Raw genomic sequence first — 15,882 nt, 5'->3', positions numbered from 1 at the left:
CATCCGCCGGCTTGGCTGCGGCCGCCGGCTTGGCTGCCGATGCGGGCGACGGGGTACGCGGATCCGCACCGGGTCGGGGACCGGGCTTACCCGCCGCACCCGGCTTGGGTGCGCTGGATCGACCGGACTTGGGGGCCTCCGCGGCGGCGTCCGTGCCGCCCGCCGGAGCCATCGACTCACGAAGACGCCGGACGACCGGGGCCTCGAGTGTCGACGACGCCGACTTGACGAATTCTCCCTGATCGCGGAGCTTCGTCAGAAGTTCTTTACTGGTGATACCGAACTCTTTTGCCAGTTCGTGTACCCGGGGCTTGCCTGCCACTGCTCTCCTCACTGCGAGGTCTTCACGGCAGGGCTGGCCGCGCGACCTCGGTCTACATTCGATGGACGTTCATCGCTGGAGCTTCACGGTGTGCTCATCGTGTCTGGTCCGTTCCTTTTCTTGTGCTCCCCCTACCGGACCATTCGGCCGGCGGGTGGTGTCTTGCTCTCGGCGAACCGCCTCGAACAACTCCGAGATCGCGTCTAGGGACACGTTCCCGGAAACTCGCAGGGCCCTGATGAAGGCCTTGCGGTCAAGTGCAGTCTTGATGCACCGTTCGTCACGGTGCACCCACGCTCCCCGACCTGACGCGCTGCGACGGGGATCAGGCGAGAGTGCCGCCGACTGCGGATCGTGAACGATCCGCAGAAGCCGGGAATCGGAATCCCGACCACGACAACCGACGCAGGTCCGAACCGGACCCGCCACCTCGGTCGGACTGGGTTGCCGGTCCTTACGTCCCCGCATCCATCCGCCTCGGTATCTCGCCGCCTCGCCCGCACACGGCGGGTGAACGTGAAGTCACTGTGACAACTGATCAGTCTACAGGTAACAGGGTGTCGACACTAACGGCGCGCCCGACCGCGTGGCAGCGGCCGCGCGCCGTGTCTCACTCGGCGTCGCTGTGGATGTCGATGCGCCACTGGGTGAGACGGTGCGCAAGCCTGGCGTTCTGGCCTTCCTTGCCGATGGCGAGCGAGAGCTGGTAATCGGGAACGACCACCCGGGCCGCGCGAGCAGCCTCGTCCGCCACCGTCACAGAGACAACCTTGGCCGGGGAAAGGGCGTTGCCGACGAACACGGTGGGGTCGTCGTCGTAGTCGACGATGTCGATCTTTTCTCCCCCCAGTTCCGACATGACCGCCCTGACCCGCGCACCGTTGGGGCCGATACACGCGCCCTTGGCGTTGAGACCGGACACCGTGGACTCCACGGCGATCTTGGTGCGGTGCCCGGCTTCCCGGGCGACGGCGGCGATACGAACCGAACCGTCGCCGATCTCCGGCACCTCCAGGGCGAACAATCCACGCACCAGGTCAGGGTGGGTCCGCGACAGGGACACCGACGCCCCGTGCGGTCCCTTGTGCACACCCACCACGTGGCACTTGATCCGGTCGCCGTGCGAATAGGTCTCGCCGGGTACCTGCTCGGCCGGAGCGATGGTGCCCTCGGTTCCGCCGGTCTCCGGTCCGATGTGGACGACGATGATGCCCTTGGCATTGGCACGGGAGTCCGACTGGATGACGCCACTGACGACCTCGCCCTCCCGGGTGATGAGGTCGCCGTAGATCTTCTCGGTTTCCGCTTCACGAAGCCGCTGCAGAATGATCTGGCGGGCTGTCGCCGCGGCGACACGGCCGAAGTCTGACGGGGTCGCGTCGAACTCGCCGATGCGGTTGCCCTCGTCATCGACCTCCGCTGCCATCACCGCGACGGTTCCGGCCTTGCGGTCCAGGACGATCCGGGCGACTCGGTGTGCATCGTCGGTCCGCTTGTAGGCGGTGAGGAGAGCGTTCTCGAGAGTCGAGACGAGATCATCCAGCGGGATTTCCCGTTCCTGCGACAGCATGTTCAGTGCCGCCATGTCGATATTCACCGATCGTCTCCTTCGTGAACGCCAGTCCCGGTCGCACCTGGATCCTGCAGCAGGTCGAGCTCATCCCGTGGCGCGGGATTGAATTCGACCCGGATCACCGCGCGGGCCACATCCTGTAACGGTACCGAGTCGACATTTATGCGACGACCTGCCCTCGACACGATTCGCACCGTCGCGGCTGCATCGTCGAGATCGCCGACCCGCCCGCGGGTCGGCCCCGAGGCTCCCTCGACATACTCGAGGTCGACCTGGCGACCGTGAGCACGGCGCCAGTGGCGGTGCTCGGTGAGCGGAGCGTCGACCCCACGACTGGTGATCTCGAGCGTGACCGCACGATTCGGGCCGCCCCACTGCTCGGCGAGTGGGTCCAGCTCCGTGGACAGGTTCGCGAGAGTGTCCAGTGACACTCCACCGTCGCCGTCCACGACTACGATCACGCGCCAGGTGGCGGCGCTGTCGTTCTCCCGGAGTTCCTCGAGGTCGAGTCCGCGGTCGGAGACCGCCTTGCGTATGTGGGCCCTGTCGGGCTCGGGGACGATCACTGTGCTCCTGGGGTGCGACTTTCGGGGGCCTATCCGGATCGCGGACGGGCCGGATCACTGTACCGCCTCGGCGCGAGTCGTTGCGCCCTGGCAGGATGTCGGGGTGCCATTCTCCTCCCCCGTCACCCTGTCGCGACGCCGGTTCCTCGCCGCGTCCGCCGGTGTCATGGGCGCAGTGGCCGTCACCGGTTGCACCGGTGAGGAGGGCGATGGCGTCTCGGATCCGGTTGTCGAGCTGATCCGGGCGGCAGAGCGGGATGCTCGCGAGTTCGCCGCGGCGGATACCTCCCACGGCAAATACGTCGACGCGCTCCGTCTTATCGCGGACGTTCGTCGCATTCACGCCGAGCGGCTGGCCGAGCTGGTCGAGACCCCGCCGGAATCAACCGCCGCCACCACCACGACAGCAGAGCCGGACTCCGTGGTCACCTGCCCTCCCGTTGGGGATGTCCGGGCCCGGCTTCGCACGGACTCCGGCCATGCCTCGGAGGTAGCGCTGGAATCGGAGGGCATCCGTGCCGAACTGACCGGCTCGGTGTCCGCGGCGTGCATTACGGCGGTGGAGGTGCTCCTGGCATGACCACTCCAGTTGGGCTGGCGGCCGAGGATGCCGCCGTGTACGGATACGGCTTGCTGCTCGCGTCCGCGGACAGCGGCATCATGGCGGCGGTCCGCCGTGAACTGACCGCGCATCGCGCGCGCCGCGATGCTGCAGAGGAGTTGTGGCCGGACTCCCCGCCGGCTCCGGTTGGTTACCTCACCGGCCCCGAGACTTCGACCGCCCCGGTACTACTGGCGATTCGCATCGAATCTGATTGCTGCGAAGCATGGCGGGTGCAGTTGGGCACGGCTGACACGTCCGAGCGACGCCAATTCTGCGTAGACGCGCTGACCGCCTCGGCGATCCAGTTGGCGCGGTGGAGGACGCTGGTCCCGGGCGCGCCGTTCGAGGCGCTGCCCGGGTTCCCACCGCCCGCCTGAGATGCTGGTCAGCTCCCGGCGCGGATACGACGGATGATTTCGTCCGCTGCGCCGTCGACCGCGATCTGGGTGACCTCACCGGTGGCCCGCTCCCGAAGCTCCACGGTGCCCTCAGACCACCCGCGGCCCACGACCACGACCCAGGGGACGCCGATGAGCTCTGCGTCCTTGAACTTCACGCCGGGCGAGGCCTTGCGCTCGTCGAAGAGGATATCCAGTCCGGACGCGTCGAAGGCCTCGACAAGCGTCCCTGCCCCGGTGATCGCGGCCTCGTCCTTGTTGGCGATGACGACGTGGACGTCCGCGGGTGCGGCCTCGGCGGGCCAGACCAGCCCCTTGTCGTCGGCGAACTGCTCGGCCAGGACCGCGACGAGACGCGAGACGCCGATTCCGTAGGAACCCATCGTGACCCGGACCGGCTTGCCGTTCTCGCCGAGCACATCAAAGCCGAAGGCATCGGTGTATTTGCGGCCCAACTGGAAGATGTGGCCGATCTCGATCCCGCGGGCCAGCGTCAGGGTGCCGTGGCCGCCGGGGGCGGGATCTCCCTCGCGCACTTCGGCCGCCTCGATCGTCCCGTCGGGGGTGAAGTCACGTCCGCAGACCAGGTTCACGTAGTGCTTTCCAGCGATGTCGGCACCGGCGAGCCACGAGGTGCCCTCCACGACCCGGGGGTCGACGAGGAAGCGCACCTCGTTGGCCAGGAGGGCTCGCGGACCGAGGTAGCCCTTGACCAGGAAGGGGTTGGCGGTGAAGTCCTTGTCCTCCAGGACCGCGACCTCGGCCGGTTCGAGTGAGGCTTCGATACGCTTCATGTCGACTTCGCGGTCACCGGGCAGGCCCACGCCGAGAAGCTCCCAGTCCTTACCCGGCTCGCGCACCTTGAGCATGACGGTCTTGAGCGTGTCCGCGGCGGTGACCTGCCGGCCGAGGTCGGCTCCGTTGGCCCAGGCCACGAGGGAATCGATGGTCGCGGCGTCGGGGGTGTCGTGCACTGCCGCCTCCGGCAGTCCGTCCAGCGGAAGGGCTTCGGGTGCCGGGGTGACCACGGCCTCCACGTTCGCCGCGTAGTCACCGTCGGTCGATCGGACGAAGGTGTCCTCGCCGGCGGCGGACACGGCGAGGAATTCCTCAGATGCGGAGCCGCCCATCGCGCCGGAGGTCGCCGCGCAAATCACGTACTCGATCCCGAGGCGGTCGAAAATGCGCTGGTAGGTCTCACGATGAGCCTGGTATGAGCGCTCGAGACCGGCATCGTCCACATCGAAGGAGTACGAGTCCTTCATGACGAACTCGCGGCCACGCAGAATCCCGGCACGGGGCCGCTCCTCGTCGCGGTACTTGGTCTGGATCTGGTACAGCGTGACGGGCAGGTCCTTGTACGAGGAGGACTCGCCCTGAACGGTGAGCGTGAACAGTTCCTCGTGGGTCGGACCGAGCATCATGTCGTTGCCCTTACGGTCCTTCAGCCGGAACAGTGCCGGGCCGTATTCCGTCCACCGGCCGGTGGTCTCGTACGGCTCACGGGGCAGGAGCGCGGGCAGGCTGATCTCCTGGGCTCCGGAGGCGTCCATCTCCTCGCGCACGACCTGCTCAACACGGCGGAGGGTGCGCAGACCGAGCGGCAGCCACGAGTAGACGCCGGGGGCGACACGTCGGACGTAACCGGCGCGCACCAGCAGTTTGTGGCTGAGCACCTCGGCATCAGCCGGGTCGTCGCGGAGCGTACGGAGGAACAGATGAGACAGTCGCGTGATCACGGTGGACCAGCCTAGACCGGAACCGCGCGCAGGTCGCGATGGACACCGCTGGACACCTGGGGCCGTCGAACCCCACACGCATTGCAGGGCGACGAACATTGAAGTTAGCCTTGCCTAAATAGCCATGAGGGTGAAGGGTTTTCATTGAGCACCAACTGCACACCGGGATCCGGCCTACAGAGATCGTCGCGGACACGTGCCTCCGCGACGATCACCGCGCCGTCAGGCCCGGGCCACCATCCCGCTCTGGCATTGCTCGAGCCCCCAGTCCCTGCGTCGTGCACCCTGCTCGTCCTGCCTCACGCCGGCGGCTCCCCCGGTCATTACCGTTTCCTGCGCGGCGTCGTCCCCGAGGACACCCGCATCGCCATCGCGCGCTACCCGGGTAGAGAGAAGCGGATGTCTGAGCCGTTCGCCGACTCTCTCACCGATCTCGCAAAGGAGATCTCGGCCGCAGTAGCTGCGACAGAGCTGCGCAATCCGGTGATCCTCGGTCACAGCATGGGCGGTCTGCTTGCGACCGAGGTCGCCAGGCTTCTCCTGCCGGACGCCACACACGCGCCGCCCACGGTGATCATCTCCGGCCGCGGCCCGGTTTCCCCACCGCCCACCACGCCGGCGCACACTCTCTCCGACGAGGAGTTCATCGACCACCTCTACACACTGGGCGCTACTCCGGCCGGGCTCTTCGACTCCCCGGACGCCCGAGCGCTGTTCCTTCCTCCGGTTCGCGATGACTACCGACTGGTGGAGTCCTACACGCCGTCATCCACTGCGCCGGTTCCGGTCCCGATCCACTGCTTCGCCGGAGAAGACGACCCGACCGTCACCGTGGAGCAGGTGGCGGCGCTCGCCGAACTCACCACGCAGCGGTTCGACCTGACCGTCTTCCCGGGCGGCCACTTCTTCCTCACCGAGAATCTGCCGACCGTCGGCGCCGCCCTCACCCGCATCCTGGAGCAGACCCGGACGCCCGGCCACGCCTGAGTTCAGCGGCCCGACGGCCACCGGTAACCTTCGTCGGGTGCGAATCCTCCTCTCCCCGTCCGAGACCAAGTCCGTCGGTGGCGCCGGTGCTCCGCTGGATCTCGCGGCCCTCTCGCTGCCGTCCCTCACCGACACCCGCCAGAAGGTCGCGGACGCGTTGGTCTCGGTCTGCACTGAGGATTCGGTGCAGGCCCAGCAGGCCCTCGGTCTCAGTGACGCCCTTGCGGACGAGGTCACCCTGGACGCGCAGCTGTGGACCTCCCCCACCGCCCCGGCGCTCACCCGCTACACGGGGGTCCTGTACGACGCTCTCGACCAGGCCTCCTTCACCAAGGCGACCCGTGCCCGGGCCGAATCGCGCCTGTGGATCGGCTCGGCGTTGTTCGGGCTCGTCGCCGCGGGCGATCCGATCCCCCACTACCGCCTGTCCGCGGGGACCAAGCTGCCCGGCCTGGGCACGCTCCGCGCGACGTGGCGTGAGGCACTGACCGGCGCGGTCGCCCCCTGGTCTGACGAGGTGGTGCTGGACCTGCGCTCCGGCGGGTACCACCAGCTGGGTCCGGTCCCCGGCGCCGTGACGGTGGATGTGGTCACCGAGTACCCGGACGGTAGCCGCAAGGTGGTCTCGCATTTCTCCAAGCACCACAAGGGCCTGCTCGCCCGGACGCTGGCCAACTCCCGCGCCGAACTGGCGGACCTCGGTGCCGTGGTCCGGGTCGCCCGCCGCGCGGGGCACGTCATCGAGCGCACCTCGGACACCGTTCTGACGATGGTCACCGAGCCCTGACGACCGTCACCGCACCGCGGTGCTCGCCGAGGTGAAGACCAAGATCAACCCCTCTTTGACGACGACGACAACGCCGTCAGCCGCTCCGCCGCCAGCGCACACCGCGGCGACGTCCACCGCATCTACCGAAGTCACACCTCGACCGGTCCGAGATCACCGCCATCCGAGTTCGGGGGCGACATGGGTCAGGATCGACTCGAGTAGGTGCGCGTTGTAGTCGACACCGAGCTGGGTGGGCACGGTGATGAGCAGGGTGTCCGCCGCCTCGATCGCCTCGTCCCGCCGCAGCTGGTCGACCAACTGATCGGGCTCGGCGGCATATGACCGGCCGAACACGGCGCGGCTGCCCGGTTCGATCTGGCCGAACTGGTCCTCCCTCTCGCCTCCGCCTATGAAGTAGCGGCGATCGGTGTCGTTGGTGATCGCGACGATGGACCGTGACACCGAGACCCGCGGTGCGAAGCCGTGATCAAGCTGCGCCCACTCCTCGCGGAACGCCTCGATCTGGCGACGCTGCTGGACGTGGAGCGGCTCACCGGATTCGTCTTCCTTGAGGGTGGAGGACATCAGATGCATCCCGTGCTGCGCCGCCCACCTCGCTGTGGCGTCCGAGCCGGCGCCCCACCAGATGCGTTCACGGAGCCCCTCGGAGTAGGGCTCGAGGCGCAGCAGCCCGGGCGGGTTCGGAAACATCGGCCGGGGGTTGGGCTGTGCGAACTGTTGGCCGGAGATCGCCTGGAGGAACACCTCGGTGTGCCGACGGGCCATGTCCGCATCGGACTCCCCCTCGGCGGGTTGGAACCCGAAATAGCGCCAGCCGTCGATCACCTGCTCCGGCGATCCGCGCGAGACCCCCAGCTGGATCCTTCCGCCGGCGAGGAGGTCGGCGGCGGCCACATCTTCGGCGAACCCGAGTGGGTTGGAGTAGCGCATGTCCACCACGCCGGTGCCGATCTCGATGCGGGACGTGCGGGCACCCACCGCGGCGAGCAGTGGCGCCGGGGTACCCAGTTGTTGGGCAAAGTGATGGACGCGAAAATACGCACCGTCCACGCCGAGTTCTTCGGCGGCCTCGGCCAGCTCGACGCTCTGGACGAGTGAATCCGCGGCAGTTCGCACCGCGGAGTCGGGGTGGTCCATCCAGTGTCCGAAGGACAGGAATCCGATGCTCTTGCCAGGCCTCATGTCCCCATCCTGCCTGACGCGCAGGAAGACCGGCGGGGACCATCCGCGCCCGCTCGATCGCTCAGTCAGCGGTGTCGATCAGGTAGGTGCGGAGTTCTTTGATCGCGGCGGTCTTAGAGGTGCTGGCGAACCGGAAGACGTGGCTGAAGTCGGTCCGTCCGCCGTCCGTCTCCAGGTATCCGTCACACGAGGCGAGCCGACCGTGGGTGATGATCGAGGTGACGACCAGCTGGTCCGGCACACGTGCGGGGCACGCTTCGGCCGACATCGCTGCGCCACTGTGGCGCGCACTGCCCACGAAGGTCCACTCGGCGTCGTCGGCCAGTCGGAGCGCCACGGCGTCGACCTCGCATCCGGCCCAGTTCCTCACGAATTCACCCACGAGCGTGATGCGTGGAGAGTTACCGCAGTCGGTGGGAAGGGTGCACTTCATCTCGGCGAACGCCTTTCTCTCGGGTGCACGGCCGCGCCGGGGCCTCCTCTGCTTCCCCAGAATGCCACCGCACTGACTGTCCGCCACGCGCAGGCAGGTCCCGGCAGCCGTCAGCCTCGACTCATCCCCGCCGCGACCGGACCGACGCGGATTCAGGCGCCGGTCGTCACCTGCGGAAGACCGGCCACCTCGCCCACCACGACGATCGCCGGGGGACGCACGTCATGGTCGCGGATGGTCTCGGACAGGCTCCCGAGTGTGCAGCGGTGGGTGACCTCACCGTCGAGGCTGCCGTCCACGATCACGGCGGCGGGGGTGTCCGCGGCCCGTCCTCCGTCGATGAGGGCGCCGGCGATCGCGGGAGTGTTCTTGACGCCCATCAGGATGACGAGCGTGCCCCGCAGCCGGGCGAGCGCATCCCATTCGACGAGCGAGCCGGGATGGCCCGGCGGCAGGTGTCCGGACACGATCGTCGCCTCGTGCGTCATTCCCCGGTTGGTGACGGGAATCCCGGCGAGTGCGGGGACGGACAGCGCGCTGGACACGCCGGGCACGACTGAGCACGGGATACCCGCCTCCGCGCAGGCCTGGGCTTCCTCGTATCCACGCCCGTAGAGGAACGAGTCTCCGCCTTTGAGACGGACGACGAACTTGCCCGCACGAGCCCGATCCACCAGGACCTCGTTGATGGCTTCCTGCGCCATCGCGCGCCCGTACGGGATCTTGGCCGCGTCCACGATCTCCACGTCGGCTCGCAGCTCGGCGAGTGGCCGCTGCGGCGCAAGCCGATCGGCAACCACGACGTCTGCACGTGACAGGAGCCTGCGTCCGCGAACGGTCATGAGATCGTCGGCGCCGGGGCCACCACCGACGAGCGCGACGGTCCCGCGGAGCTTTTCGTCGACCTCCGGCGCCTCGACGGCGGACTCGCTCAGCGCTCGTGCCACCACGTCGCGAGCCTCCGCGGTCCTGGCCCGATCTCCGGTGAGGACGGAGACCATCATCTCGCCGCGACGCACGACGGCGGGTGTGACCGCCGTTCCCGAGGTCACCGCATCGGATCGAACGCAGAAGGTACGAAGCTGTTCGGCTTCCGCGGCCACTCGGGCATTGACCAGCGAATCCTTGGTCGCCGCGACGACGTACCACGCCCCTTCGAGATCCCCGGTCGAGTACTCCCTCTGCTCCCACCAGATGCGGCCGTCGTCGACCAACGCCTGCAGGGTGGGGGTGATCTCCGGGCTGACGAGATGAACGGCCGCACCGGCCTCGAGAAGAACGGGGATACGACGCTGGGCCACGGATCCTCCGCCGATCACCACGACTCGACGGCCCTCCAGGTCCAGGCCGACGGGGTACGGGTTCACAGGCCGGATCATGCGGTTGATCCTATCGGCCCGCTTCCGGGATTCCCGTCCCGGGCCGTCGTCACCGTGATAGAGAACATCCCCCGACCTCCGATGACGGGAGGGCGGGGGATGTCACGGGAACTGAGCGCCCGGTGGGCGTACGGCTCAGACCTTCGGGTCGAGCTTGAGAGTCCGGTTCGACCGCTCGAACTGCTCGTTGAACAGCCCGGGCTCAGCGGCCAGGTCCCGACCGAGCGACGGGATCATCTCCTCGAGAGCAGGGGTCCACTCGGCGAACCGGGTCGGGAAGCAGCGCCGGAGCACGTCGACCATCGCGTCGACTGCGGTCGAGGCGCCCGGGGACGCACCGAGCAGTCCGGCGATCGACCCGTCCGCGGCGTTGACGACGGCGGTACCGAACTCGAGAGTTCCACCTCGGCCGCCCGGCTTGGGCTTGATGACCTGGACGCGCTGGCCGGCGACGACCTTCTCCCACTCGCCGTCCACGGCCGCGGGAACGAAGTCACGCAGGGTGTCGACGCGGGCGCCGTGATTCTTGGCGAGCTCGGTGATGAGGTACTTGACCAGGCCCATCTCGGTGACACCGATGTTGGCCATGGGCAGCAGGTTCCCGGGCCGGACGCTGCTCGGCAGGTCCATGAAGCTGCCCATCTTGAGGAACTTGGGGGTCCAGCCGGCGAACGGGCCGAACAGCAGGCCCTTCTTGCCGTCGATCACGCGGGTGTCCAGGTGCGGGACCGACATCGGCGGGGCACCCACCGAGGCCTGGCTGTAGACCTTGGCCTGATGCTGCTCGACGAGCTCGTCGTTGGTGCACCGCAGCCACTGGCCGCCGACGGGGAAACCACCGATGCCCCTGATCTCGGGGATGCCCGACTTCTGCAGCAGGTGCAGGGCCCCGCCGCCGGCGCCGACGAACACGAACTTGGCGTCGATGGTGCGCTCGTCACCGGTGTGGCGGTTGGCCACGGTCAGGCGCCAGGTTCCGTCCGTGTTGCGCTCGAGATCCTTGACCTGGTTCTGGTAGTGCACCTCGGTGCCGGTGCGGGTCAGGTACTTGACCAGCTGCCGGGTCAGGGCGCCAAAGTTCACGTCGGTGCCGCCGGCGAAGTGGCTCAGCGCGAAGGGCTGCTCCGGCGAACGTCCCTTGGCCATCAGCGGGACAAGCCGCTCGAGCTCACTGAACTCGGTGGTGTGCTCCATGCCGGGGAACAGCGGGTGGCCGGCGAGTTTGTCGTAGCGCTTCTGCAGGTAGTCCTGGCCGTCGGCTCCGGTGACGAAGCTCATGTGCGGCACGGGCCGGATCCACTCGGTCGGATCGCCGAGGAGGGTGTTCTCCACCGCGTAGGACCAGAACTGCCGGGAGACCTGGAACTTCTCGTTGACGCTGACGGCCTTGGTGATGTCGACATCGCCATTGGCGGTCTTCGGGGAGTAGTTGAGCTCGCACAGTGCGGAGTGACCGGTTCCGGCGTTGTTCCAGGCGTCGGAGGACTCCAGGGCCGGCCCCTCCAGACGCTCGAAGATCTGGATGTCCCAGTCGGGCTGGAGTCGCCGCAGCAGCGCACCGAGCGTCGCGCTCATGGTGCCGGCGCCGATGAGCGCCACATCAGTCGTTCCGTGCTTTGCCACCTGGTCTGCAGTCACCGGCTACCCTCGCTCGTTGGTCGTGGACCCGAAATGTCGTGGTCGCAGGCCCCCGTCGGGGGCTCACGACCTGAGGATTACAAGACTACTCACGGCCCCGCCGACGCGACACATCGGACCGTGCCCGGGCCTACTCGGTCTAGGGTGGTCGCCGTGTCCACTTCGCCATCCGCGTCCGAGGGCCCGGCCGTGTCCGGGGCCGACTGGACTGCCGACATCCTGGGTCCGGCATATCGACGTCGAGAGTTGCCGCTGGGTCAGGACCCCGATGGTGAGGGGATCATCTCCGCGACGCTGGTCCGTCACGAGGAGGCGCCCGAGAACCCGGTCGCGGCCATGCTCGTGGTCCACGGCCTGTCCGACTACTTCTTCCACACCCACCTCGCGGAGTTTCTGGCCGCCCGCGGGATCGCCACCTACGGTGTCGATCTGAGGAAATGTGGCCGCTCCCGGCGCGAGGGTCTGACGCCTCATTTCACCACTGACCTGGAGAGGTACGACGACGAGCTGGATCAGTCGCTCACGGTGATCACCTCAGAACACCCCGATCTACCCGTGCTTGTCGCGGCCCATTCGACGGGCGGGTTGATCGTCCCTCTGTGGCTCGCCCGTCGGCGGGACCGGGGCAGGCTCGATCCGGTGGTGGGCCTGGTTCTCAACGCCCCCTGGTTCCAGCTGGATGTCCCCGAACGCGCCCGCGTGGCGTTCGATGCCACCATCCGGGCCATCGGGGCACTGCGGCCCTTCTATCGTCTCCCTCTCCCCTCGTCGGATCTGTACGTCACCAGCACCCATTCGAGCCATGACGGTGATTTCGACTACGACATGACGCTCAAGCCCCCGGGTGGGGTTGGCGTGCGAGCCGGGTGGTTGGTGGCGATTCGACAGGCCCAACGACGCTTGCAGCGCGGACTGGATCTACCGCTTCCGGTCCTCCTACTCCGGTCCACCGCGTCGTCACACGGCAAGCGCGGTCCGGCCGTGGACGTCGACACCGACCTGATCCTCGATGTGCGGTCGATGGAGCGTTTCGCCGACCGGATCTCGACGGATGTCACCGACGCACCGGTCCCCCATGCCCGGCACGACGTCTTCCTGTCCCGTCCTGATGTTCTCGAGATGGTCTTCGACCGCCTCGGTTCCTGGCTCGATCAGACCCTGTCCCCACGCACCAAGGAGTCCTGACCCATGACGCAGTCCCCGTCTCGCCACTTCGACCTCATCGTGATCGGCACGGGTAGTGGCAACTCGTTGATCAACGAGTCGTTCGCGGATAAATCTGTCGCGATCTGTGAGAAGGGGACGTTCGGAGGCACCTGCCTCAACGTCGGCTGTATCCCGACGAAGATGTTCGTCTATGCCGCGGACACCGCCACCGCGATCCGTCGGTCGGAGCAGTACGGTGTCGACTCGACCCTGGACGGGGTGCGCTGGCAGGACACCGTGTCCCGGGTGTTCGACAACCGCATTGACCCCATCGCCTCGAGCGGCGAGGACTACCGGCGGCACCGCTGCGACAACGTCACCGTCTATGACGGCCACGCGACCTTCGTCGGGCCGCGGACCATCGACACCGGCACGGGCGAGATCATCACGGCCGATCAGATCGTGATCGCCGCCGGAGCGCGCCCGTCCATCCCCGAGATCGTCACCGAGTCGGGCGTGGCCTACTACACCAGCGACGACGTCATGCGGATCCCCGAGTTGCCCGAGTCGATGATCATCCAGGGCTCGGGATTCATCGCCTGCGAGTTCGCCCACGTGTTCTCGGCCCTCGGGGTGAAGGTCACGGTCATCGGACGCTCTGACGTGCTGCTCAAGCATCTGGACCGGGAACTCGCGGAGCGGTTCACCGAACAGGCCCGTGAGCACTGGGATGTGCGCCTCGGGCAGCACGTGACCGCGGTAACCGCCACCGGCTCCGACTCCCGTGGGGTTCAGATCACCTTCGAGGACGGATCGACCTGTGCGGCGGATTCCCTGCTCGTCGCCACGGGTCGCACCCCGAACGGCGACCTGCTGTCGCTCGACTCCGCCGGAATCGAGCTGGACGGCGACCGCGTCCGGGTGGACGAGTTCGGCCGGACCACCGCCGACGGCGTCTGGGCACTCGGGGACGTGAGTTCCCCCTTCCAGCTCAAGCACGTCGCCAACCACGAGCAGCGCGTGCTCGGCCACAACCTGCTCCACCCCGAGAACCTGCAGCCCTTCCATCACGCCCATGTCCCGTACGCGGTGTTCACCTGGCCACAGATCGCCTCGGTCGGTCTGACCGAGGACGAAGCCCGCGCCGCCGGCCACGACATCACCGTCAAAACCCAGGACTACGGTGACGTCGCCTACGGGTGGGCCATGGAGGACTCGGTCGGTTGCTGCAAGCTCATCGCCGACCGGTCGACCGGACTGCTCCTGGGCGCCCACATCATGGGTGCCCAGGCCCCGTCACTGATCCAGATCCTCATCCAGGGCATCGAGTTCGGGCTCACGGTGCCCGACATGGCTCGCCGACAGTACTGGATCCACCCCGCATTGGCCGAGGTGGTCGAGAACGCACTGCTGGGCCTCGATTTTCCCGACCGCGGGTTCTGACGCCACCACGGACCACCGGCCGCGGGTGCTGTCGACCACGACGCCGCGCGACCGCACAGTTCGTCCGCGCTCATAGTCGACGCCAGAGGGCCGACACGCCTCAGTGCGTGTCGGCCCTCTCGCCGCAATCGATGCCGCTAGGAACCCGCCTCGGGCTCAGCCGACCACGTAGGTCGCAGGATCGATGTCGCGCAGCTGCTCGCGGTACCGGAAGGTGAAGGTGGGCCACTGCAGCGAGTTCCGCCCACTCGAATCGAAGTACCAGCTCGAACAGCCGCCCTCATTCCATACCGTGCCGGCGAGCTCACGATCCATGCGGTCCGCGTACTCCGCCTGCGCCTCGGGGCGGACCTCGATCGTCCGGTTCCGCGCGTTGTCCGACAGGTCGAGGAGTCTGGCAACGTGCTCGGCCTGGGACTCGAGCATGTACACGATCGACGAATGCCCGAGGTTCGTGTTGGGTCCGTAGAGCAGGAACAGATTCGGGAAACCCGCGACCGTGACGCCGTTGTGGGCACGTGGGCTCCCGCCCCAGTGTTCCGCCAGGGTCTGACCATCGGCACCGGTCACGACACGTGAGATCGGCGGCTCGGTCGGCTGGAAGCCGGTGCCGAAGATGATCACGTCCACCGGAATCTCGCTGCCGTCCCCGGCGACCAGACCCGTGGGCGTGACCGCTGATGCGGCATCCGGCACGAGCGTGACATCCGGGCGGACGAGCGCGGGCAACCACTTGCTCGTGAGCAGGATCCGCTTGCAGCCGATCGAGAAGTCCGGGGTCAGCGCCTTGCGCATCGCGCGGTCCCGGACGTGCATGAACAGGTAGAAGCGAGCGAACCACTCAAAGAACCGGAGCAGGAACTGGGCCCGGGTGAAGACGATCACGTACAGCTCGCGGCCGAGGTAGATCCGGCCACGTACGATGCGCTGCAGAAGCGGGATGCGCGAGTACCACCGGCGTCGACTGTCCGAGATCGGCCTGTCGAGTCGCGGCAGCACCCACCCCGGCGTCCGCTGGAACACGGTGAGGTGTTCGGTGATCGGTGCGATCTCCGGGACGAACTGCACCGCCGAAGCACCGGTCCCGACGACGGCGACCCGCTTGCCCTCGAGCGGGATGTCATGTCGCCACTGGGCGGAGTGGAACACCTGCCCCTCGAAGTTCTCGAGCCCGGGCAGGTTGGGGACCGACGGGGCAGACAGCGCGCCGGTGGCCGCGACCAGGTGGCGTGCCCGGATCTGCCCCTTGCTGGTCTCGACCACCCAGGACGAGGAGTCCGCATCCCATGCCGCAGACTGGACCTCACACGAGGTGACCAAGCGTTCCCGGAGTCCGATGCGATCGGCGACCTTCTTGAGGTAGTCGAAGATCTCCGGTTGTCGCCCGAATGAGTGCGACCACCCCGGGTTGGCGTGGCGGGACAGCGAGTACAACGCCGTGGGCACGTCGCAGGCGCATCCGGGATAGGTGTTCTCACGCCATGTGCCGCCGACCTCTGCCGCACGTTCCAGGACCAGGAAGTCCCGGCCTCGTCCTTCTCGGAGTAGCCGGTCCGCCATCGCAATGCCGCCGAAGCCTGCACCCAGGACGAGTAGGTCGATGTGGTCCACGGTTCCGCGGGGAGTCTCGATCATGGTTGACAGTATGCAGCCCTATGTCCACTAATGGGGCCATTTCTGGG

The 15,882-nt window shown here is 67.6% G+C and carries 17 protein-coding genes; 6 read left to right on the top strand and 11 right to left on the bottom strand.

What is annotated here, in order from left to right; translation table 11 throughout:
• The 4 genes from G6016_RS01740 to G6016_RS01725 all read right to left on the bottom strand — a co-directional run.
• Window positions 1–322: translation initiation factor IF-2 N-terminal domain-containing protein (locus tag G6016_RS01740; protein WP_182630988.1), on the bottom strand; the 322-nt coding region annotated here is incomplete at its 3' end.
• Window positions 323–391: 69 nt separating this feature from the next.
• Entirely contained in the window at window positions 392–790 is a 399-nt protein-coding gene (locus G6016_RS01735) for a YlxR family protein (RefSeq protein ID WP_182630987.1), read from the bottom strand.
• A 142-nt stretch (window positions 791–932) separates the two neighbouring features.
• Complete coding sequence (nusA, locus tag G6016_RS01730; RefSeq protein WP_182630986.1) at window positions 933–1,919, bottom strand: transcription termination factor NusA; 987 nt, start codon at window positions 1,917–1,919, stop codon at window positions 933–935.
• Window positions 1,916–2,461 carry an LSm family protein gene (locus G6016_RS01725; RefSeq protein ID WP_182630985.1) on the bottom strand — a complete coding sequence of 182 codons (546 nt, stop codon included), beginning with the start codon at window positions 2,459–2,461 and terminating at the stop codon, window positions 1,916–1,918. Before G6016_RS01725 ends, nusA begins: the two co-directional genes overlap by 4 nt.
• 103 nt (window positions 2,462–2,564) lie before the next feature.
• Here G6016_RS01725 and G6016_RS01720 point away from each other — a divergent pair, with 103 nt between their 5' ends.
• A complete protein-coding gene (locus G6016_RS01720; protein WP_182630984.1) occupies window positions 2,565–3,041 on the top strand; it encodes a twin-arginine translocation signal domain-containing protein in 477 nt (158 codons plus the stop codon).
• Window positions 3,038–3,442, top strand: a complete 405-nt coding sequence (locus G6016_RS01715) for a ferritin-like domain-containing protein (RefSeq protein ID WP_182630983.1) — start codon at window positions 3,038–3,040, stop codon at window positions 3,440–3,442. The genes G6016_RS01720 and G6016_RS01715 overlap by 4 nt, the downstream gene beginning before the upstream one ends.
• Window positions 3,443–3,450: 8 nt before the next feature.
• Here G6016_RS01715 and G6016_RS01710 read toward each other — a convergent pair whose 3' ends face one another.
• Window positions 3,451–5,202 carry a proline--tRNA ligase gene (locus tag G6016_RS01710; RefSeq protein WP_182630982.1) on the bottom strand — a complete coding sequence of 584 codons (1,752 nt, stop codon included), beginning with the start codon at window positions 5,200–5,202 and terminating at the stop codon, window positions 3,451–3,453.
• 252 nt (window positions 5,203–5,454) lie between these two features.
• On the opposite strand from G6016_RS01710, the gene G6016_RS01705 reads away from it, so the two are divergent.
• Together G6016_RS01705 and G6016_RS01700 are read left to right on the top strand one after the other, a co-directional pair.
• On the top strand, window positions 5,455–6,189 hold the full coding sequence (locus tag G6016_RS01705; protein WP_182630981.1) for a thioesterase II family protein: 735 nt from the start codon (window positions 5,455–5,457) through the stop codon (window positions 6,187–6,189).
• A 37-nt stretch (window positions 6,190–6,226) separates the two neighbouring features.
• Entirely contained in the window at window positions 6,227–6,976 is a 750-nt protein-coding gene (locus tag G6016_RS01700; protein ID WP_182630980.1) for a peroxide stress protein YaaA, read from the top strand.
• Window positions 6,977–6,982: 6 nt separating this feature from the next.
• On the opposite strand, the gene G6016_RS17460 is transcribed toward G6016_RS01700, so the two are convergent.
• The 5 genes from G6016_RS17460 to mqo all read right to left on the bottom strand — a co-directional run bounded on the left by G6016_RS17460 (window position 6,983) and on the right by mqo (window position 11,611).
• Window positions 6,983–7,111, bottom strand: a complete 129-nt coding sequence (locus tag G6016_RS17460) for a hypothetical protein (RefSeq protein WP_277815100.1) — start codon at window positions 7,109–7,111, stop codon at window positions 6,983–6,985.
• Window positions 7,112–7,129: 18 nt separating this feature from the next.
• Window positions 7,130–8,161, bottom strand: coding sequence for an LLM class flavin-dependent oxidoreductase (locus G6016_RS01695; RefSeq protein ID WP_182630979.1), 1,032 nt, complete (start codon window positions 8,159–8,161; stop codon window positions 7,130–7,132).
• Window positions 8,162–8,222: 61 nt separating this feature from the next.
• Window positions 8,223–8,594: a hypothetical protein gene (locus G6016_RS01690; protein ID WP_182630978.1), complete on the bottom strand. Its 372-nt coding sequence runs from the start codon at window positions 8,592–8,594 to the stop codon at window positions 8,223–8,225.
• Between the two features lie 152 nt (window positions 8,595–8,746).
• Window positions 8,747–9,973 (bottom strand): uroporphyrinogen-III C-methyltransferase, encoded by a 1,227-nt coding sequence (cobA, locus tag G6016_RS01685; protein WP_182630977.1) that lies wholly within the window; start codon window positions 9,971–9,973, stop codon window positions 8,747–8,749.
• Between the two features lie 135 nt (window positions 9,974–10,108).
• A complete protein-coding gene (gene mqo, locus G6016_RS01680; protein WP_338403472.1) occupies window positions 10,109–11,611 on the bottom strand; it encodes a malate dehydrogenase (quinone) in 1,503 nt (500 codons plus the stop codon).
• 153 nt (window positions 11,612–11,764) lie between these two features.
• Between mqo and G6016_RS01675 the strand changes: the two genes are divergently transcribed.
• Both G6016_RS01675 and mtr read left to right on the top strand, forming a co-directional pair.
• Window positions 11,765–12,796: an alpha/beta hydrolase gene (locus tag G6016_RS01675; RefSeq protein WP_338403471.1), complete on the top strand. Its 1,032-nt coding sequence runs from the start codon at window positions 11,765–11,767 to the stop codon at window positions 12,794–12,796.
• A gap of 3 nt (window positions 12,797–12,799) precedes the next feature.
• On the top strand, window positions 12,800–14,200 hold the full coding sequence (mtr, locus tag G6016_RS01670; RefSeq protein ID WP_182630975.1) for a mycothione reductase: 1,401 nt from the start codon (window positions 12,800–12,802) through the stop codon (window positions 14,198–14,200).
• 156 nt (window positions 14,201–14,356) lie between these two features.
• On the opposite strand, the gene G6016_RS01665 is transcribed toward mtr, so the two are convergent.
• A complete protein-coding gene (locus G6016_RS01665) occupies window positions 14,357–15,835 on the bottom strand; it encodes a flavin-containing monooxygenase (protein WP_182630974.1) in 1,479 nt (492 codons plus the stop codon).
• Window positions 15,836–15,882 lie beyond the last annotated feature (47 nt).

It is taken from the genome of Dietzia aerolata (assembly GCF_014144865.1).
Taxonomy (GTDB): Bacteria; Actinomycetota; Actinomycetes; order Mycobacteriales; family Mycobacteriaceae; genus Dietzia; species Dietzia aerolata.
This window is presented reverse-complemented; position numbering and strand designations above follow the sequence as displayed.